Below are 17,785 nucleotides of genomic sequence, written 5' to 3' on the forward strand. Positions count from 1 at the left end.
TCACCTGTCAGATTTGGAGCCGCCGATGTCCCGCAAACTGTTCTTCCTGGCGACGATCGCACTGACGGCCGTGAGCGGCCTGTCGAACGCGCCCGCTCTCGCACAAGGCCATATGGGTTCGCCGCAGGAGCAGCAGGCCTGTTCGCGGGACGCCTCGCGCTTCTGCCGCAAGGACCTCGGCAATGACGGTGCGGTGCAGGCCTGCCTGCAAGCCAACCGGGCCAAACTGTCGCGGTCTTGCAGCAAGGTCTTTCAGAGCCACGGCATGTGAGGACCGGAACCATCCCCGGCGAACGGAGAGTGAAGCCATGTTGCGCGACGAACAGCTCTCGATCCTCAGGGACATCAGCCAATCCATCGCCTTTGCCGACGACCGGCACGGCAAGATAGGCGAGCTGATCGCCGACGGTTACGTGATGAAGGACGGAGATCTGTTCGAGCTCACGGCAAAGGGCGTTACGGCGGTCGAAGAGCATGCAGCGCTTGGCGCAAGCGATGTGGAACAAGCGAGCGTATCCTCCGATCGGTTGATCTGATCGCACGCGAGTCGCGTTGTGCGTGACGTGCGCGCAACAATTGCGAATTCCTTTTTGCCTGCCATTGCGGTCGCGCAACAATGGCGCATACTTGGCTCGGGCGGCGCAGCACTTTTCGATTCGAACATCACCAGAGATCGAGCAACCACATGCGGGATTGAGGTCCCGGCGTGATGGCTGAGACATGCGGCAGGTCAAGCCGCGTGCGGCGCCCCAAAACCAAGTGGCTCAAGCCCACGGAACTCGGGGACGCATTCTGCATGACACGCAATCAGACGATCGCAACTCTCTTCGCCCTCGCCACCACCGCCATCGCAATCCCGACATCGCCAAGCTTCGCGTTCTCGTCCGAAGCGCAGCAGATGTGCTCGGGCGATGCGATGCGGCTGTGCTCCAGTGAGATCCCCGACATTCCCCGGATCAGGGCCTGCATGGTGCAGAAGAAGGCTCAGGTCAGCCCGGGCTGTCGCGCCGTGATGGACCGCGAGCATGCCGCCGCGACAGGATCGCGCAAGCGGGAAGCAGCCGCGCAATAGAGAGAGCGTATCTGCGGCCATCGTGAGGGCCCGCCCAAGGGGCGGGCCCTCAGGATGAGGTCTCGTTTCGCGGCGAGATATCGAACCCTCATGGTGAGGAGCCCGCCAAGGCGGGCGTCTCGAACCATGCAGGCCAAGGTCTCACGGGGTAGAGATCTAGTCGCCCCACTGCGCGAAGGCGTCGTTGAAGGCGCGCTCGCCGGGAGCGCCCTTCTCGATGGCGATGATGGCGCGGCGCTGGTTGGCGTAGACCAGGGGCACGTCGAACCAGGAGCGCTCCTTCAGCAGCTGGACGTTGCGGCTGCGGTCGGCATCGACGTTGGAGAGGCCGACCAGGAAGAAGCCGTCGGTGACCTTGACCGCGAGGCCTGCGAGTGGCGTGCCGCGTGCCTGCTCGTTCGACTTCATCAGGATGCCCGGCACGTTGGAAACGCCGCCGCCCGGAAAGTCCGGCGGCAGGACGAAGGTCAGCTCCGCGGTGTGGCTCGCCGGCAGCGAGGAGTCGGTGTTGCGGCGGAACGACATCGTCATCTTGAACTTGCGGTCGGGGATCTCGATGTCGGCGCGCACGGCGACGTCGGCCTTCTGGTTGCCCGACGCCTTGATCGGCTCGAGCCGCCACACCACCGAGCCGACATATTGCTTGCCCTTCGGATCGGATGGATCCTCGTCGTAGAGCACGACTTTCTGCGCCACCGGCGCGACCGGCTGGTCGCTGGCCGAGGGCTGGCCGACGCGATCCGGAATCTTGGGCTTGCTCTGCGGCTGAGACGAATCCTTGGGCGCCTCCACCACCTGCGTCGGCGAAGACTTCAACAGGTTGGTCGCGGTCTGGACCAGCTGCTTGCCCCACAGGATGCCGGCACCGACCAGGATCAGCACGATGCCGACGGCGATCGCGCTCTTGAACGGAAAGGCGCGGCCGGTGCGGGCGCGCTTCTTCTTGGGTTCGCGGTCGAGAACGGGGATGTGCGGACGTTGCGACGGCGGCTGCGACGGCGGCGCGTAGCGCTCAGCTTCCTCGATCGATTCGTCGTAGGAATACGGCGCGTCGGCTCCGGCGCCGCGATTCTCCAGGCTCGGCTCGAGCCGGTCGAATTCCGGCGAGGGCGAGGGCACGTTGGCGTAGGTGCGGCGCGCCGCGCGGTTGGCCTGCGCGGCGGCGCCGCCGAGCTCGTTGGCGTCCGCCGTGATGTCGCGGAAGCCGCGCACGCCCGGTGCGGGCGGCAGCGGCGGTGGCGGTCCCATGTCCGGCGGACGGCGCCCACCAGCGCGATCACGTCCGACCGGCGGAGGCTCCGGCATCGACGACGGGGCCGGCGGACCCGGCTGCCGCGGCGCGTCGAAACGCGGGGCCCGCGGCGCACGCGGGGCGTCGCCCTGGTCATCGACATTGAAGGAGGGCCGGTCGGCCCGCGGCGGCGGCGGAGCCGGACGGGTGCGCGGCGGGGCAGCGGTTTGCGGCGCGGGCGAGTTGCCCTCGGTGGCGCGGGTGCTGGCACGGCGGAAGGCGTCGCCGCTGCCGCTGCTGCGGGCGCCGCCACCGGGGCGCGAGGCCTCGCGGGCACGCTGGGCCGCCTCTGATTCGACCTTGCGGACGGCCTCTTCCAGCGAGAGGCGCTCGCGGGTGATCTCGGATTCGGAGAGCGGCGGCTGCACGCTGCGCAGTTGCGCGATCAGCGCCGTGCGCGCCCGCTCGTAGAGCGCGCGACGGCTCTCGCCGGGAGCGTTGGGGTCCAGGGCGGCAATAGCGCGGGCGATCAGCGGGTAGTAATCAGCCATTTCTACTCAATTATACGCGCGTCCCGGTAAGAGATCGTTAAGCCTCAAACGGATTTTGTACCAGGATAGTATCCTCGCGTTCGGGGCTGGTGGAAAGCAGCGCCACCGGGCACCCCACCAATTCCTCGATCCGGCGGACATATTTGATCGCCTGGGCCGGCAGCTGGGCCCAGGACCGCGCATTGGCGGTCGGCTCCTTCCAGCCCTCGATGGTCTCGTAGATCGGCTCGACCCGGGCCTGGGCGCCCTCGCCCGCCGGGAAATGATCGATCTCCTTGCCGTCCAGCCTGTAGCCGGTGCAGACCTCGATCGAATCGAAGCCGTCGAGGATGTCGAGCTTGGTCAGCGCCAGACCGTTGATGCCGCAGGTCCGGACCGCCTGGCGAACCAGAACCGCATCGAACCAGCCGCAGCGGCGGGGCCGCCCGGTATTGGTGCCGAACTCGCGGCCGCGCTCGCCGATCTTGCGGCCGGTCTCGTTGTCCTGCTCGGTCGGGAACGGGCCCTGGCCGACGCGGGTCGTATAGGCCTTGCAGAGGCCGAGCACATAGCCGACCGCGGCGGGGCCGAGGCCCGAGCCGGTCGCCGCCTGCGCCGCCACCGTGTTGGACGAGGTGACGTAAGGGTAGGTGCCGTGATCGACGTCGAGCAGGGCGCCTTGCGCGCCTTCGAACAACATGCGCTTGCCCTCGCGCCGCTTGATGTCGAGCAGCCGCCACACCGTCTCGGCATAGGGCAAGAGCTGCGGCGCGAGCGCGGTCAATTCCTTCACGATCTCCTTGCCGTCGAACTCCGGCAGGCCGAGGCCGCGGCGCAATGCGTTGTGATGCGCCAGCAGCCGGTCGATCTTGTGCGGCAGGGTGTCGAGATCGGCGAGGTCCATCAGGCGGATGGCGCGGCGGCCGACCTTATCCTCGTAGGCCGGGCCAATGCCACGGCGGGTGGTGCCGATCGCGGTCGCCGCATTGGCGGATTCGCGATGCGCGTCGAGTTCGCGGTGCAGCGGCAGGATCAGGGTGACGTTCTCGGCGACCCGCAGATTGTCCGGGCCGACCGCGACGCCCTGCGACCGCAGCTTGGTGACCTCGTCGAGGAAGGCGGCGGGATCGAACACAACGCCGTTGCCGATCACCGACAGCTTCTGCTCGCGCAGCACGCCCGAGGGCAGCAGCGCCAGCTTGTAGGTCTTGCCGTTGATCACCAGCGTGTGGCCGGCGTTGTGGCCGCCCTGGAAACGGACGACGATGTCCGCCTGCTCCGACAACCAGTCGACGATCTTGCCCTTTCCTTCGTCGCCCCACTGGGCGCCGACGACGACAACATTGGCCATTCGCGGGTAATCCCTATGCAATCTGTCAGATGCGCCCAGCCCAATCACGGCCGGGGCCGCTCGAACGCGAGGCAGCCAACCGGATAAAGGATGCAGCCCCTCTAGGCAAGCAAGAACGGGACTTTTTCGAGGCCGCGAGCGCATCCCAAGCCTTTGATATCCCCTGAAAATCCAGAAACCTTCGCGGCGGGTGCAATGCTTCGACCAAAGCGTGAGAGGCTGCTTCCGCCGCTGCATGGTCGCGATGCATCCGGCCCCCGTTGATGCAACCTCGATTTCCGTGTCTTTGAACGGGGCCGGGTTTGAACCGGCCCGGGGGCCACCGGGCTGGAGGCTTGGCGCATGACGCGGGGCCACAACAATCCAATGTCCGCCACCGACGAGACCACCGGCGCCGCCACGTCCGGCCACAACTGGATCGCCAACCAGCCTTATCTGCTGCTCAGCATCACCGCGCTGTGCTGGGCCGGCAATGCCATCGTCGGCCGGCTCGCCGCCGGTCACATCCCGCCGGTGACGCTGTCGTTCCTGCGCTGGTTCTTCGCCTTCCTGCTGGTGCTGCCGTTCGCCTGGAAACACCTTGCGCAGGACTGGCCCGCGATCCGCGGCAGGCTCGGCCTGATGGTCACGCTCTCGATCACCGGCATCGGCGCCTTCAACACGCTGCAATATTGGGCGCTGGAGCATACGCAGGCGCTCAACACTCTCCTCTTGCAATCCGCCGCGCCGCTGGTCGTGGCGCTGTGGTCGCTCGCCATCCTCGGCGTCCGCCTCACCGTAGCGCAGGCCTTCGGCGTGCTGCTGTCGATGTGCGGCGTGCTGATCATCCTGCTGCATGGCGACTTCACCACGCTGTCGAACATCGACTTCAACAAGGGCGACCTCATCTTTGTCGTCGCGCTGATCATCTTCGCGCTCTATTCGGTGCTGACCTTGAAGCGGCCCCCGATGCACGGCCTGTCGTTCCTCGCCTTCACGTTCGGCTGCGGTGCTGCCTGTCTCATTCCGCTGGAGATGTGGGAGTTGTCCGCGCGTCCCGTGATGAAGCTCGACGGGCCGAACCTCCTGACCCTGTTCTATGTCGCGGTATTCCCCTCGACGCTCGCCTATCTCTGCTTCAATCGCGGTGTCCGCCTGATCGGCGCCAACCGCGCCGCGCCGTTCTTCCATGTCGTGCCGGTGTTCGGCTCGATCATGGCAATGGCGTTTCTGGGCGAGCACCCGCAGGCGTTCCACTTCATCGGCTTCGCGCTGGTGCTGGCCGGCGTGTTCGTGGCGTCACGGAAGCAGGCGAGCTAGGCTTGGGGCCCGGTTCGATCGGCTGCGATCAAGCGTTTGTCGACGGGTTCATCCACACCATCTCCCAAACATAGCCATCGGGGTCTTCAATGTGTCGGTTGTACATGAAGCCGAGATCCTGCGCCGGATTGGGATCGGCGCGACCGCCCGCAGCCACCGCGCGCGCCAGCGTTGCATCGACGGCATCGCGGTCGTCGACCGTGAGAGCGAACATAGCCTGGCTGTGGCGCCGCGCGTCGCCGATCTCGCGGCTGGTGAATTCACGATACCGGTCGTGGGTCAGCAGCATCACGCCGATCGCGTCCGTGAACATGAGCGACGTCGAATTTGCTCCGGAGAATTGAGGATTCACCGCGCCACCCAGGGCTACGTAGAACGCTGTCGATGCGGCGAGATCGCGTACCGGCAGGTTGACCAGAATCATCTTGGACATTGCTTTTCCTTCGAAAGCGGCTGGAAGCCGCGCTATGGTCTGACATTGGGAACAGAGAGCTCTCAACACTCCTCCCTGGACTGCATTCAAATGTAGCGCGCGGCGCCCATGCAGAGCGCGGCCATGCCCAGCAGGCCGGCCGCCGCACGTTGGGCGGCGGCGATACGTGCACGGAGGTCCTCCGGCTTGCCGGTGCCGCGACGCAAGGCCGCGAGCGCACGAGGACCGATGACAGCCTGAATAGCGGCCGCGATCAGTGCACAGACAGCACCGACGGCGAGCACCTGCTCGGTCGTGCCGAAGCTGTGGGAATGAACGAGATGGCCGAGATAGCCGCCGGTCAGGATGGCAATCGTGGCCGCGCCGAGTTGTGGAAAGACCAGCTGCTCACCGGCAACTCCGCCGATGCGGGCCAGCGCAAAGCTTGATCCCGCCCAGAACACGGACGACAACACATGAAGTGACAAGGCGATCACGAGGGCAGTTTGCATGGCAAGCTCCGAACCGGCTTCTAAATTAGATATACTACATGTATAGTCAATACGTCAACAGAATGGCAAGGCGATGCCGAAGCGCAATTATGTGAGCTCCGCGCGGGCTTCCGCGGCGGCGGCGACGCGCGAGCGCATCATCGCGGCCGGCGCGCGACTCCTACGCGAGGACGCGAGCATTGCGAACTTCTCCCTCGACGTGGTCGCCAAGGCGGCCGGCGTCACGCGATTGACCGTCTACAACCAGTTCGGATCGCGGCGGGGATTGCTGGAGGCCGTGTTCGACGACATCGCGCACCAGGGCGGACTGTTCGAACTGGCCGAGGTGATGACGATGGCGGATCCGCGCGCCGCGCTCGACCGCGTCATCGAAATCTTCTGTACGTTCTGGGGGCGCGATCCCGCCATCGGTGGGCTCAACCAGGCCATCGCGACCGATCCGGAATTCGGCGAGGCGCTGATCGAGCGTAACGAGCGACGGCGCGAATTGCTGACCGCGCTGCTGTCGCGGATCGTGGGCAAGCACGCGGCAAAGCGCGCCATGCGGGACACGGTTGATTTGATCTTCGTGCTGACGAGTTATCCGACGTTTGCAGCGCTGAGCCGGCAGCGGTCGACGGAGGAGGTCTGTCGCTTGCTGCAGACGGCGTGCCACGCGGCTGTGGACGGGCTGAAGTAAGCCGGCAGCAGGCGGCGCTACTTCATCTTGAACTTGCTGTACGCTTCGCTGGTCGCAAAGATGACGTGCTCGGCGCAGGCGTTGACGCGGTGCGGATCAGCCTCCGTCTCGTAGGCCTTCGAGGTCATCATGTCGATGAAAGCCGTGACGGTGGGATAATAGACCAGCGCCGCGAAATCCCAGTCGTTGCCCTGCTGCGGGCCGAGCGCGACGGCCCTGGCCTCGCCGGTCCAGAGCAGCGTGCCGCCGCGTGCCTTGATCATCGGCACTGTGACCGCACTGTAGCGCAGATAGGCGTCCCAGCCGGAACCGTCGCCGTCGCCGGAGTGCGCGTGGAAGCGCATCAGGTTCAACATCACCACCGGTGCATGCCGATCGAGCCGATCAAGGCCATCGATGTTCAACATATTAACCGCCAATGCCGCCTCCTCTGGTCATGCCTGCATTGTAGCATTGCGGTCGCATGACTTGTGTCACGACGCAAATCCGGCGCAAGCTCGTATGCAACGCCAATGACGATCGCTTCGCCCGCGCCACCGGCCTCCAATCCGGCCAGTTGGCTCAACAACCAGCCTTATCTGCTGCTCAGCCTGAGCTCGCTGTTCTGGGCCGGCAACATCGTGCTCGCGCGCCACGTCGGCGCGCATGTACCGCCGCTGACGGTGACCACGATCCGCTGGTTCGGCGTATTCCTGATCCTCCTGCCCTTCGCGTGGCCGCATCTGAAGCGGGACTGGCCGAATCTGCGCAAGAGCCTGCCGCTGATGCTGTTCCTGTCGCTGGTGGGCTTTGCCTTCAACAACGCGATCTCGTACTGGGCGATGCAGTACACGGAAGCGCTGAACGCGCTACTGATCCAGTCGGCCGGACCGCTGTTCGTGGCGCTGTGGTCGCTGGTGCTGTTCGGCGTGCGGCTGACCGGTGCGCAGCTCGCCGGCATCGGGATCTCGCTTCTCGGCGTGCTGATCATCATCCTGCGCGGCGATCTCGCCGCGCTCGCGAGCATCAGCTTCAACAGGGGCGACATCATGTTCGCCTCCTCGCTGGTGGCGTTCGGGATCTACTCCGCCTTCATCCCGCGGCGACCGAAGATCCACCAACTCTCCTTTCTCTCCTTCACCACCTGCTGCGGCGCGACGATGCTGCTGCCGACCGCGATCTGGGAGGCCTGGAGTGGTCGCGTCCTGCAACTCGACGGGGTGACGCTGGCGACGCTGGGCTACATCCTGATCTTTCCCTCGACGCTGGCCTATCTCTTCTTCAACCGGGGCGTGGCGCTGATCGGCCCGAACCGCGCCGCGCCGTTCTTCCATCTGGTGCCGGTGTTCGGCTCGGCGATGGCGATCCTGCTGCTCGGCGAAAAGATTCAGCCCTTCCACCTGATCGGCTACCTGCTGGTGCTCGCCGGCGTCGTGATCGCCTCGCGCCAGGGTTCTGCGGTGAAGTAATTCCGCGACGCGAGACGAGGCGACAAACTCGCGCCTTCCGATTTCGACGAGGAGACGCTAGGTTCCCCGCCAACCAAAAAAGAGGGAACGACCAGACATGCTTTCAGCGTTGATCCGAAACCTGCGTGCCATCGGCACGGGCGCCCTTTGTCTCGCCGCCGCGTCCGCTGCGCAGGCCGACAATTATCCGAGCCGCAACATCACGCTGGTGCTGCCGTTCGCCGCCGGCAGCGGCACCGACACCACGACGCGGCTGATCTCGCAGCATTTGTCGCAGGCCCTCGGCGTCGGCATCGTCATCGAGAACAAGGCGGGCGCCAACGGCATGATCGCCGCCACCTATGTCGCGCGCGCCGCGCCCGACGGCTACACGCTGCTGGTGACCACCAACACCACGCATTCGGCCAATCCCTATCTGCTCAAAAGCCTGACCTACGATCCGGTCAAGGACTTCACCCCGATCGCGCGCACCGGCGACCTGCCCTTCATGCTGGTGATCCACCCGGAGGTGCCGGCCAAGACCGTCGGCGAGCTCATCGCCTACGGCAAGGCCAATCCGGGCAAGCTGAGCTACGCCTCGGGCTCGTCCTCGGCGATCGTGTCGGGGGCGACCTTTGCACACAATGCCGGGCTCGACCTCCTGCACGTGCCCTACAAGAGCTCGCCGCCGGCGCTCAACGACGTCATGGGCGGCCGCGTCTCGATGATGTTCGTGGACATCCTGACCGGCCTGCCGCATGTCCAGGGCAACGCGCTACGCGCGCTCGCCGTCACGACGAAGGACCGCTCGTCGCTGGTGCCGAACCTGCCCTCGATGCAGGAGGCCGGCGTGCCGGACTTCGACATCTCGTCGTGGCAGGGCTATTTTGGCCCCGCCGGCATGCCCAAGGAGATCGTGACGCGACTCAACGCCGAGATCCGGAAGATCGTCGAGAAGCCGGAGATCAAGGCCCAGCTCGCCACCCTCGGCATGGACGCGTTTTCGGGCACGCCCGAGCAGCTCGGCACGTTCGTGAACGAACAGCTGGTGTTGTGGGAGAAGCTGATCCGCGAGGCAGGGATCGAGAAGCAGTAGGGGCTCGCGAAAGCCGCGCGCTCGGCATTCTCCGTCATGGCCGGGCTTGTCCCGGCCATCCACGTCGATCAAAGCGTCCGGTGTCCAAGAACGTGGATGCCCGGGACAAGCCCGGGCATGACGATAGAGGAGATGGCGTCGCTTTGGTGTGGCGACCTACGCCGCGCGCACCTTGGCGAGGAAGCCGTCGACTGCGCTGCGCAGCGCGCCGGACTGGCTGTCGAGCTCGCGAGCGTTGGTGAGCACGTCGCTTGCCGCCGTGCCGGTCGCTTCCGCGGCCGAGGTGACGCTGCCGATATTGGCGTTGATCTCGTTCGATCCGGCCGCGACCGACTGAATGTTGCGGGCGATCTCGCGGGTCGCCTCGCCCTGCTGCTCGATCGATGCTGAAATGCCCGCGGTGATCTCGCTCATCTCGGCGATGGTCTGAGTGATGCCGCCGATGGCGGCGACCGCATCGCTGGTCGATGTCTGCATCGCCGCGACCTGGGCGGAGATTTCCTCGGTCGCCTTGGCGGTCTGGTTGGCCAGCGCCTTGACTTCGGAAGCGACGACGGCGAAGCCGCGGCCGGATTCACCGGCGCGCGCCGCTTCGATGGTGGCGTTGAGGGCGAGCAGATTGGTCTGTGCCGCGATCGAGTGGATCAGCTTGACCACCTCGCCGATCTTCTCGGCGCCGGTGGAGAGTTCCTGCACCGTGGCATTGGTGCGCTCGGCGTCGTTGACAGCGCGGCTCGCCACTTCGGTCGAGCGGGTGACCTGGCGCGAGATCTCCGCAACCGAGCTCGACAGCTCTTCGGCAGCCGCGGCAACCGTGCCGACATTGCCCGACGCTCTCTGCGAGGCCGCGCCGACCCTCGCCGCACGCGACGAGGCGTCGCCGGCGGTCGCGGTCATCGATTGCGCAGTGGCTTGCATGCCCGTCGCAGCCGAGGAGACCGAGCGGACGATACCATTGACGCTGCGTTCGAAGTCCCTGGCGATGCCCTCCATCACGCTGCGACGTTCCGCCGCTGCGCGATCCTTGGCATCGGCTTCGCTCTTCTCGATGTCGCGGATGCGGACAGCGTTGTCCTTGAAGATCTGGACGGTCGACGCCATTGCGCCGACCTCGTCACCACGGCCGACGCCGGGAATGTCGCCGTCGAGCTTGCCCTCGGCGAGATCCTTCATGCGGGCTCCGAGCAGGGCGAGCGGGCGGCTGATGCTGCGACCGATCAGCCAGGCAACGCTGCCGGCGACGATGACGATACCGAGCATGGCCAAGCCGAGCAGCCAGTAGACCGGACCCATCTTGGCATCGATATCATCGAGATAGGCGCCGGTGCCGAGATACATGTCGAAGCCGGGGACCGCGACCGCGTAGCCGAGCTTGCGGATCGGCTTCTCCTGGCCGGGCTTCACATATTCATAATACAGCAGGATCGAACCATTGGCCTTGACCCCGTCCATCAACTCGGCAGACAGCTTGCGGCCGTTGGTCACGACATCCATGCGGTTGCTGCCGATCTGCTTCGGATCGGGCGCGAGCTGGGTGATGCCGTCATAGGACGTGCCGAACAAATAGCCCGCACCGTTGTCATACGTCATTGCATTGCCGTAGCGACGAATCTCGGCCATCGCCGCATCCTTCGTCAGCTCGCCGGCGTCGACCCGCTTCTTGAGGGCAGCGGCGTAGTTGCGCCCCATCTCCACGATCGCCTTGGCCTGATCGATGCGCGCGTTCACCATCTCCTGCTTCATCAGGTATCCGGCGAGGATCCCGGAAATGCACAGTCCGAACAAGGTGACGCCGACGAGGATGCCGAGCTTGGGGGCGATCTTCATATTGCTTAATTTCACGGGATGCTCCGGCAACACAGGGATAAGGACGCGCGAGTGAATCGATCGAAATCAAATTAACCTTTAGGGGGTGACCCCTTAGCAAGCTGTTACGGGGCGCCCCGTAGAAGCCCGGAGAAGACGTCGAACCAGTCGTATAAATCGCCTCAATGACAACCGGGAATTGTACGCGACCTCCTCGATTTCGCGTAAAAGACGCAAAGGCCCGCGCAAAGCATGGGTCACAACAAGAAACCAAATCGGGAGCAGGATATGCCGAAATACAGGGTGGTGACGCCGAAGGGCGCGAGCTTCACGGTCGCGAGCAGCGATTATTCCTACGAGCGCGAGGCGCTCGATCCGATCGACGCCGAGATCGTCGAGGCGCCGGCCGACGAGGCCGGGTTCATCGCCGCCGCGAAGACAGCGGACGCCATCTACGCCAAGGGCATCCCGATCACCAAGACCATCATCGACGCGCTGGAGAGCTGCAAGGTCATTACGCTCGGCTCGGTCGGCGTCGACAGCGTCGACATCAAGGCTGCAACCGCGCGCGGCATTCCCGTCACCAACATCCCCGACACCTTCATCGAGGAGGTCGCAGACCATGCCATGATGCTGCTGCTCGCCGGCTTCCGCCGCCTGGTCGAGCAGGACCGGATGGCGCGCAGCGGCCGCTGGGCGGAGGGCCGGCCGGCGTTGTCGAAGATCCCACGACTGATGGGCCAGACGCTCGGCTTCATCTCGTTCGGCCGCGTCGCGCGTGCAGTTGCGAAACGCGCAGCTCCGTTCGGTCTGCGGATGATGGCCTACGATCCCTTCATCCAGGAAACGCTGATGTCCGACCACGGGGTGATTCCGGCGACGCTGAACGAGGTGTTGTCGCAATCCGACTTCCTCTCGATGCACGCCCCCGCTCGGCCCGAGGTGCATCACATGCTCACCGAGAAGCACTTCCGGCAGATGAAGAAGGGCTCGGTCTTCATCAACACCGGCCGCGGCGCCACCGTGGACGAGGAAAGCCTGATCAAGGCGCTTCAGGAGGGCTGGATCGCCCATGCCGCCCTCGACGTGCTGGAGAAGGAGCCGCCCTCGCACAACAATCCGCTGCTCGGCATGGACAATGTCACCCTGACCGCCCACGTCGCCTCCGCCTCGGCACGGTTTGACGAGGCGCGCAAGCGCCGGGTGGGCTACGAATTGTCACTGGTGCTTCAGGGCATGTGGCCGGTAAGCTGCGTCAATCCGTCGGTGCTGCAAGACACCGCGCTCCGCCGCTGGCAGCCTGTCAGCATGGACCGCGGCCCGAACAGCTAGACGGGACGGCCGCGAAGGCGCGCCGGCAACCGGAAAGACCCTTCACCGGCGATCAACGCCGGGAAGGGAAACATATAGGGAGGAACCGATGAGGAACGACATCACGCGTCGTGATGCCTTGGCGCTGGGCCTGTCCGCTGCGGCAATCGCGGCAACCGGTGCTCCGGCAAATGCGCAATCCGCGATCAAGGCCGCGGACGTCCCCACACCGAAACTGCCGATCGAGAAAGGCGCATCCCTGCGCATGCTGCGACCGGTACGTTTCGTCCAGGCCGACGAGGACGTGTTCCGCGCCAATGCGGCCAAATTCACCAAGGAGACCGGGGTCGAGGTCAAGGTCGACTTCGTCGGCTGGGAGGACATCAACCAGCAGACCGCGGTGACCGCGAATTCCGGTGCCGGCCCCGATATTATCATCGGCTTCTCCGATGCGCCGCACATCTATATCGACAAGCTGATCGAGCTGACCGACGTCGCCGACTATGTCGGCAAGCGGTACGGCGGCTGGCTGCCGCTGGCGCAGCGCTACGGCAAGAAGAACAAGAGCGACGCCTGGATCGGACTGCCGTTCGGCGCGACCGCGGGTCCGCTGATCTACCGCAAGTCGATCCTGCGATCGGTCGGCTTCGACAAGGTGCCGGAAGACCATGCCGGAATCCTCGATCTCTGCCAGAAGCTTCAGAAGGCCGGCAAGCCGGCCGGCTTGGCGCTCGGCAACGCCAAGGGCGACGGCAACGGTTTTGCGAACTGGGCGCTGTGGTCGCACAACGCGGCGCTGCTCGACGAAGAGGGGAACGTCGTCATCAACAGCAAGGAGACGATCGCCGCACTGAACTGGGTCAAACAGCTCTATCCGACCTTCATCGCCGGCACGACGTCATGGAACGACGTCAGCAACAACCGCGCCTACGCCGCGCAGGAGATCTCGCTGACCGCCAACGGCGTCTCGCTGTATTTTTCACTGAAGAACGATCCGGCGACCAAGGCGATCGCCGACGACAGCGAACATCAACTGCTGCCGAAGGGTGTCGCGAAGGTCTCGCCGATGGCGGGCCTGACGCTGAACGCCATGCTGTTCAAGCACAGCCAGTACCCCAACGCCGCAAAGGCCTTCCTGCAATACATGCTGGAAAAGGACCAGTACGAGCCGTGGCTCAACGCCAATTCCGGCTACTGGGCCCAGCCGCTCGCGGCTTACGCGGAGGCCAAGGTCTGGAGCGAAGATCCCAAGATCAAGATCTTCAAGGACACCATGAACACCATCTACTATGACGGCTATGCTGGCCCGATCTCGACCGCGACCGGTGCCGTCAGCGCCGACTACGTGCTGATTCAGATGTTCGCATCCGTCGCGACCGGCGCTGCCACGCCGGAAGCCGCGGCCGCGGAAGCCGAGCAGCGCTGCAAGCGGTACTTCCGGCGGCAGAAGTAGCGCTGGACAAAGCGCGTCATTGCGAGCGAAGCGAAGCAATCCAGCCTGTCTTCCCAGTTACAGCCTGGATTGCTTCGTCGCACCAGTGCAAAATTGCTTCGCAATTTTGTCACGGGCTCCTCGCAATGACGGGCTTGGTGACTTTCAGAGACGGGACAACAAACCGATGTCCGTGACCACACTCTCTTCTCCAGCCCTCGTGCACCGGCAACCCTCCTGGCTGGTGCGCCTGTTCGACTACAAGCCGTTCCTGATCGTGATGTGCCTCGCACCTGCGATCGGGCTGCTCACGGTGTTCCTGACCTATCCGCTCGGCCTCGGCATCTGGCTCGCCTTCACCGACACGACAATCGGCAGAAAAGGCGTCTTCGTCGGCTTCGAGAATTTCCAGTATCTGCTCACCGATTCCCTGTGGTGGAACGCGGTGTTCTACAGCGTGGTCTACACGGGGATCGCGACCTTTGGAAAGTTCGCGCTCGGCTTCTGGCTCGCACTGCTGCTCAACAACCATTTTCCGTTCAAGAGCCTGTTGCGTGCGATCATCCTGATGCCTTGGATCGTGCCGACGGTGCTCTCGGCGCTGGCGTTCTGGTGGATCTACGATCCGCAGTTCTCGATCATCTCCTACCTTCTGGTCGACGTGCTGCACTGGCGCACCACCAATATCGACTTCCTCGGCTCGCCCTGGCCGGCGCGCTTCTCGCTGATCGCCGCCAATATCTGGCGCGGCATTCCCTTCGTCGCGATCTCGCTGCTGGCGGGCCTGCAGACCATTTCGCCCTCGCTCTACGAAGCCGCGATGCTCGATGGCGCCAGCGCCTGGCAGCGGTTCCGCTACATCACCTTCCCGATGATGATGCCGATCCTCGCGATCGTCATGACCTTCTCGATCATCTTCACCTTCACCGATTTCCAGCTGGTCTACGCCATCACCCGGGGCGGCCCCGGCAACTCAACCCATTTGCTGGCAACGCTGGCCTTCCAGCGCGGCATTGCGGGCGGCGAGCTCGGCGAGGGCGCGGCGATTGCGGTGTCGATGATCCCGTTCCTCGTGTTCGCAACGCTGTTCTCTTATTTCGGCCTGGCGCGCCGCAAATGGCAGCAGGGAGAGAGCAATGACTGATACCGCCGCCGAGCCGGCCGCCGTCGCCACCACGCCGCCGGACACCATGGCCTGGGATTCCGGGCTGCGGCGGCTGATGATGATCTATCTGCCGCTCGGCTGCTTCGTGCTGATCCTCCTATTTCCGTTCTACTGGATGACGATCACGTCGTTCAAGCCGAACGCAGAGCTGATGAACTACCGGGAGCACAACCCGTTCTGGATCTCCTCGCCGACGCTGGCCCACATCAAGCACCTGTTGTTCGACACCGCCTATCCGCGCTGGCTGTGGACGACGATGCTGGTCGCGGTCGGGGCGACTACGCTGTCGCTGATCGCGAGCACGCTGGCCGCCTATGCGATCGAGCGCCTGCGCTTCCGCGGCAGTCCCTATGTCGGCCTCGGCATTTACATGGCCTATCTCGTGCCGCCGTCGATCCTGTTCATTCCGCTCGCGACCGTGGTCGTGCAGTTCGGCCTGTTCGACAGCCCGCTTGCGTTGATCCTGGTCTACCCGACCTTCCTGGTGCCGTTCTGCACCTGGCTCCTGATCGGCTATTTCAAGTCGATCCCCTACGAGCTCGAGGAATGCGCGCTGGTGGACGGCGCCACCAGGCTCCAGATCCTGCGACGGATCACGCTGCCGCTGGCGGTGCCCGGCCTGATCTCGGCCGGCATCTTCTCCTTCACGCTGTCCTGGAACGAGTTCATCTACGCGCTCGCCTTTATCCAGAGCGGCGCCAACAAGACGGTGCCGGTCGCGATCCTGACCGAGCTCGTCACCGGCGACGTCTATCAGTGGGGCGCGCTGATGGCGGGCTCGCTGCTCGGCTCGCTGCCGGTTGCGATCTTCTACTCGCTGTTCGTCGATTACTACGTGTCGTCGCTGACGGGCGCGGTCAAGGAGTAGCTGTCGGCTGCGGCGTTTGGCCCGGTTTCACAAAACTGCAATGCGCGGTCCGCATAAGACGGCCTCCGTTAACAGGAGACGCACATGCGCGCGACTTTGCTTAGTACCGTCGCAACGATCATTCTGACCGCGAGCTCCGCGCTGGCGCAGAGCGAAGGCGAATTCCCCGCCAAGCTCGCCGGCCACGTCGTGATGCCGGCCGCCACGTTCATCGACGCGCCGGCTGATGCTCCCGCCGATCTCAAGACATCCGGTAAATACACCACCGGGAAGCGGGTCGACGCGCTCGGCACGGTGATGGGCAAGTCCTATGAGCGGGCCACCGGCGTGTCGCTGCCGTTCAAGGGCCAGCCGCTGCAGGGCCATTCCGGTATCAAGTCGATGGGGGACGGCACTTTCTGGGTCATCACCGACAACGGCATGGGCGCGCGCGCCAATTCGCCAGATTCGATGCTGTACCTCAACCGCTACAGGATGGATTGGGCCGGCGGCAAGATCGAGCGGCTGGAGACCGTGTTCCTGCACGATCCCGACAGACGCGTGCCGTTCCGCATCGTGCATGAAGACACCGAGAGGCGTTACCTCACCGGCTCCGACTTCGACACCGAAGGTTTCCAGATTATCGGCGACACCTTCTGGATCGGCGACGAGTTCGGCCCCTACATCCTGAAGGCCGACAAGACCGGCAAGATTCTGGCCGTATTCGAGACGGTCGCCGACGGTAAGCCCGTGCGATCGCCGGATCATTGGGCGGTGGCGACCCCGGGCGCGCCGGGTGCGACCTACACCAACGTCAACCTCCGACGCTCCAAGGGTTACGAGGGCTTCGCCGCCTCGAAAGACGGCAAGTTTCTCTACGGCCTGCTCGAGGGGCCGCTCTGGGATGCCGAGAAAAAGGACTGGGAGAAGGTCGACGGCAAGGAAGCCTCGCGCATCCTCGAATTCGACGTCGCCGCGGAAAAATTCACCGGCCGCTACTGGCAGTATGTGTTCGAGCAGAACGGCAATGCCATCGGCGACTTCAACATAATCGACCCGAGCGCCGGCCTGATCATCGAGCGCGACAACGGCGAAGGCACGCCCGAAAAGGCCTGCCCGCAAGGCACCCGCGGCGAGAACTGCTTCCCCGACGTGGCCAAGTTCAAGCGCGTCTACAAGATCGAGCTCACCGACGCCAATGTCGGCAAGCCCGTGCGCAAGATCGGCTACATCGACCTCCTGAAGATCAGGGATCCCGACAAGAAGGCGAAGAAGCCGCTCAATGACGGCGTCTACACGTTCCCGTTCTTCACCATCGAGAACGTCGATCGTGTCGACGAAACCCACATCATCGTCGGCAATGACAACAATCTACCGTTCTCGTCCAGCCGCGATCCCAACAAGGCCGACGACGACGAGTTCATGCTGCTCGATGTCGCGGACTTCCTGAAGGCGAAGTAAGCCAGCGCTCTCTCAACGCGGGTCATCGCCCGGCTCGACCGGGCGATCCAGTACGCCGCGGCGCCAGCGATCAAATCGTGAGGCCGCGGCGTACTAGATGCCCCGCCCTCGTGCGTAACTGCGCACTAGGCGGGACATGACGGACAGTGAGCGA

At 64.6% G+C, this 17,785-nt stretch carries 18 protein-coding genes; 12 read left to right on the forward strand and 6 right to left on the reverse strand.

The genetic code is table 11. The features are described from left to right. Positions 1-25: 25 nt before the first annotated feature. The 3 genes from IVB19_RS32065 to IVB19_RS32075 all read left to right on the forward strand — a co-directional run bounded on the left by IVB19_RS32065 (position 26) and on the right by IVB19_RS32075 (position 1,072). Positions 26-271 carry a cysteine rich repeat-containing protein gene (locus IVB19_RS32065; protein ID WP_085384905.1) on the forward strand — a complete coding sequence of 82 codons (246 nt, stop codon included), beginning with the start codon at positions 26-28 and terminating at the stop codon, positions 269-271. A 37-nt stretch (positions 272-308) separates the two neighbouring features. After that, positions 309-536: a hypothetical protein gene (locus IVB19_RS32070; RefSeq protein WP_018453858.1), complete on the forward strand. Its 228-nt coding sequence runs from the start codon at positions 309-311 to the stop codon at positions 534-536. Positions 537-796: 260 nt separating this feature from the next. Beyond that, entirely contained in the window at positions 797-1,072 is a 276-nt protein-coding gene (locus tag IVB19_RS32075; RefSeq protein WP_051112961.1) for a hypothetical protein, read from the forward strand. 156 nt (positions 1,073-1,228) lie between these two features. Here IVB19_RS32075 and IVB19_RS32080 read toward each other — a convergent pair whose 3' ends face one another. Then, positions 1,229-2,854 carry a hypothetical protein gene (locus IVB19_RS32080; protein ID WP_085349173.1) on the reverse strand — a complete coding sequence of 542 codons (1,626 nt, stop codon included), beginning with the start codon at positions 2,852-2,854 and terminating at the stop codon, positions 1,229-1,231. 37 nt (positions 2,855-2,891) lie between these two features. Beyond that, the gene (locus IVB19_RS32085; RefSeq protein ID WP_018453855.1) at positions 2,892-4,184 is read right to left on the reverse strand and encodes an adenylosuccinate synthase; all 1,293 of its coding nucleotides are present in this window, start codon (positions 4,182-4,184) and stop codon (positions 2,892-2,894) included. Between the two features lie 366 nt (positions 4,185-4,550). Between IVB19_RS32085 and IVB19_RS32090 the strand changes: the two genes are divergently transcribed. After that, positions 4,551-5,483 carry a DMT family transporter gene (locus IVB19_RS32090; protein WP_085395142.1) on the forward strand — a complete coding sequence of 311 codons (933 nt, stop codon included), beginning with the start codon at positions 4,551-4,553 and terminating at the stop codon, positions 5,481-5,483. A gap of 28 nt (positions 5,484-5,511) precedes the next feature. Here the strand turns inward: IVB19_RS32090 and IVB19_RS32095 are convergent, their stop codons facing one another. Next, a complete protein-coding gene (locus tag IVB19_RS32095; protein WP_018453853.1) occupies positions 5,512-5,916 on the reverse strand; it encodes a VOC family protein in 405 nt (134 codons plus the stop codon). 86 nt (positions 5,917-6,002) lie between these two features. Continuing rightward, positions 6,003-6,407 (reverse strand): hypothetical protein, encoded by a 405-nt coding sequence (locus tag IVB19_RS32100; protein WP_018453852.1) that lies wholly within the window; start codon positions 6,405-6,407, stop codon positions 6,003-6,005. Positions 6,408-6,480: 73 nt separating this feature from the next. Here IVB19_RS32100 and IVB19_RS32105 point away from each other — a divergent pair, with 73 nt between their 5' ends. Continuing rightward, a complete protein-coding gene (locus IVB19_RS32105; protein WP_018453851.1) occupies positions 6,481-7,086 on the forward strand; it encodes a TetR/AcrR family transcriptional regulator in 606 nt (201 codons plus the stop codon). A gap of 17 nt (positions 7,087-7,103) precedes the next feature. Here IVB19_RS32105 and IVB19_RS32110 read toward each other — a convergent pair whose 3' ends face one another. Then, positions 7,104-7,493, reverse strand: a complete 390-nt coding sequence (locus IVB19_RS32110; RefSeq protein WP_247820746.1) for a DUF1330 domain-containing protein — start codon at positions 7,491-7,493, stop codon at positions 7,104-7,106. 105 nt (positions 7,494-7,598) lie between these two features. On the opposite strand from IVB19_RS32110, the gene IVB19_RS32115 reads away from it, so the two are divergent. Then, the gene (locus tag IVB19_RS32115) at positions 7,599-8,534 is read left to right on the forward strand and encodes a DMT family transporter (protein ID WP_007614154.1); all 936 of its coding nucleotides are present in this window, start codon (positions 7,599-7,601) and stop codon (positions 8,532-8,534) included. 97 nt (positions 8,535-8,631) lie between these two features. Further along, on the forward strand, positions 8,632-9,609 hold the full coding sequence (locus IVB19_RS32120; protein WP_018453849.1) for a Bug family tripartite tricarboxylate transporter substrate binding protein: 978 nt from the start codon (positions 8,632-8,634) through the stop codon (positions 9,607-9,609). 156 nt (positions 9,610-9,765) lie between these two features. Here IVB19_RS32120 and IVB19_RS32125 read toward each other — a convergent pair whose 3' ends face one another. Continuing rightward, on the reverse strand, positions 9,766-11,451 hold the full coding sequence (locus tag IVB19_RS32125) for a methyl-accepting chemotaxis protein (protein WP_247820747.1): 1,686 nt from the start codon (positions 11,449-11,451) through the stop codon (positions 9,766-9,768). Positions 11,452-11,703: 252 nt separating this feature from the next. On the opposite strand from IVB19_RS32125, the gene IVB19_RS32130 reads away from it, so the two are divergent. The 5 genes from IVB19_RS32130 (at position 11,704) to IVB19_RS32150 (ending at position 17,631) form a co-directional block, all read left to right on the forward strand. Next, on the forward strand, positions 11,704-12,747 hold the full coding sequence (locus IVB19_RS32130) for a C-terminal binding protein (RefSeq protein WP_085359428.1): 1,044 nt from the start codon (positions 11,704-11,706) through the stop codon (positions 12,745-12,747). Between the two features lie 88 nt (positions 12,748-12,835). Beyond that, complete coding sequence (locus IVB19_RS32135) at positions 12,836-14,179, forward strand: ABC transporter substrate-binding protein (protein ID WP_018453846.1); 1,344 nt, start codon at positions 12,836-12,838, stop codon at positions 14,177-14,179. A 166-nt stretch (positions 14,180-14,345) separates the two neighbouring features. Then, entirely contained in the window at positions 14,346-15,302 is a 957-nt protein-coding gene (locus IVB19_RS32140) for a carbohydrate ABC transporter permease (protein WP_018453845.1), read from the forward strand. Beyond that, on the forward strand, positions 15,295-16,191 hold the full coding sequence (locus tag IVB19_RS32145; RefSeq protein WP_247475613.1) for a carbohydrate ABC transporter permease: 897 nt from the start codon (positions 15,295-15,297) through the stop codon (positions 16,189-16,191). Before IVB19_RS32140 ends, IVB19_RS32145 begins: the two co-directional genes overlap by 8 nt. A gap of 84 nt (positions 16,192-16,275) precedes the next feature. Beyond that, positions 16,276-17,631 (forward strand): esterase-like activity of phytase family protein, encoded by a 1,356-nt coding sequence (locus IVB19_RS32150; RefSeq protein WP_247767533.1) that lies wholly within the window; start codon positions 16,276-16,278, stop codon positions 17,629-17,631. The last annotated feature ends 154 nt before the right edge of the window (positions 17,632-17,785 follow it).

It is taken from the genome of Bradyrhizobium sp. 187 (assembly GCF_023101005.1).
GTDB classification, from domain to species: domain Bacteria; phylum Pseudomonadota; class Alphaproteobacteria; order Rhizobiales; family Xanthobacteraceae; genus Bradyrhizobium; species Bradyrhizobium canariense_D.

Coding starts and splice junctions, on each gene's coding strand:
- IVB19_RS32065 (WP_085384905.1), top strand. CDS start 26: ATGTCCCGCAAACTGTTCTTCCTGGCGACGATCGCACTGACGGCCGTG.
- IVB19_RS32070 (WP_018453858.1), top strand. CDS start 309: ATGTTGCGCGACGAACAGCTCTCGATCCTCAGGGACATCAGCCAATCC.
- IVB19_RS32075 (WP_051112961.1), top strand. CDS start 797: ATGACACGCAATCAGACGATCGCAACTCTCTTCGCCCTCGCCACCACC.
- IVB19_RS32080 (WP_085349173.1), bottom strand. CDS start 2,854: ATGGCTGATTACTACCCGCTGATCGCCCGCGCTATTGCCGCCCTGGAC.
- IVB19_RS32085 (WP_018453855.1), bottom strand. CDS start 4,184: ATGGCCAATGTTGTCGTCGTCGGCGCCCAGTGGGGCGACGAAGGAAAG.
- IVB19_RS32090 (WP_085395142.1), top strand. CDS start 4,551: ATGTCCGCCACCGACGAGACCACCGGCGCCGCCACGTCCGGCCACAAC.
- IVB19_RS32095 (WP_018453853.1), bottom strand. CDS start 5,916: ATGTCCAAGATGATTCTGGTCAACCTGCCGGTACGCGATCTCGCCGCA.
- IVB19_RS32100 (WP_018453852.1), bottom strand. CDS start 6,407: ATGCAAACTGCCCTCGTGATCGCCTTGTCACTTCATGTGTTGTCGTCC.
- IVB19_RS32105 (WP_018453851.1), top strand. CDS start 6,481: ATGCCGAAGCGCAATTATGTGAGCTCCGCGCGGGCTTCCGCGGCGGCG.
- IVB19_RS32110 (WP_247820746.1), bottom strand. CDS start 7,493: ATGTTGAACATCGATGGCCTTGATCGGCTCGATCGGCATGCACCGGTG.
- IVB19_RS32115 (WP_007614154.1), top strand. CDS start 7,599: ATGACGATCGCTTCGCCCGCGCCACCGGCCTCCAATCCGGCCAGTTGG.
- IVB19_RS32120 (WP_018453849.1), top strand. CDS start 8,632: ATGCTTTCAGCGTTGATCCGAAACCTGCGTGCCATCGGCACGGGCGCC.
- IVB19_RS32130 (WP_085359428.1), top strand. CDS start 11,704: ATGCCGAAATACAGGGTGGTGACGCCGAAGGGCGCGAGCTTCACGGTC.
- IVB19_RS32135 (WP_018453846.1), top strand. CDS start 12,836: ATGAGGAACGACATCACGCGTCGTGATGCCTTGGCGCTGGGCCTGTCC.
- IVB19_RS32140 (WP_018453845.1), top strand. CDS start 14,346: ATGTCCGTGACCACACTCTCTTCTCCAGCCCTCGTGCACCGGCAACCC.
- IVB19_RS32145 (WP_247475613.1), top strand. CDS start 15,295: ATGACTGATACCGCCGCCGAGCCGGCCGCCGTCGCCACCACGCCGCCG.
- IVB19_RS32150 (WP_247767533.1), top strand. CDS start 16,276: ATGCGCGCGACTTTGCTTAGTACCGTCGCAACGATCATTCTGACCGCG.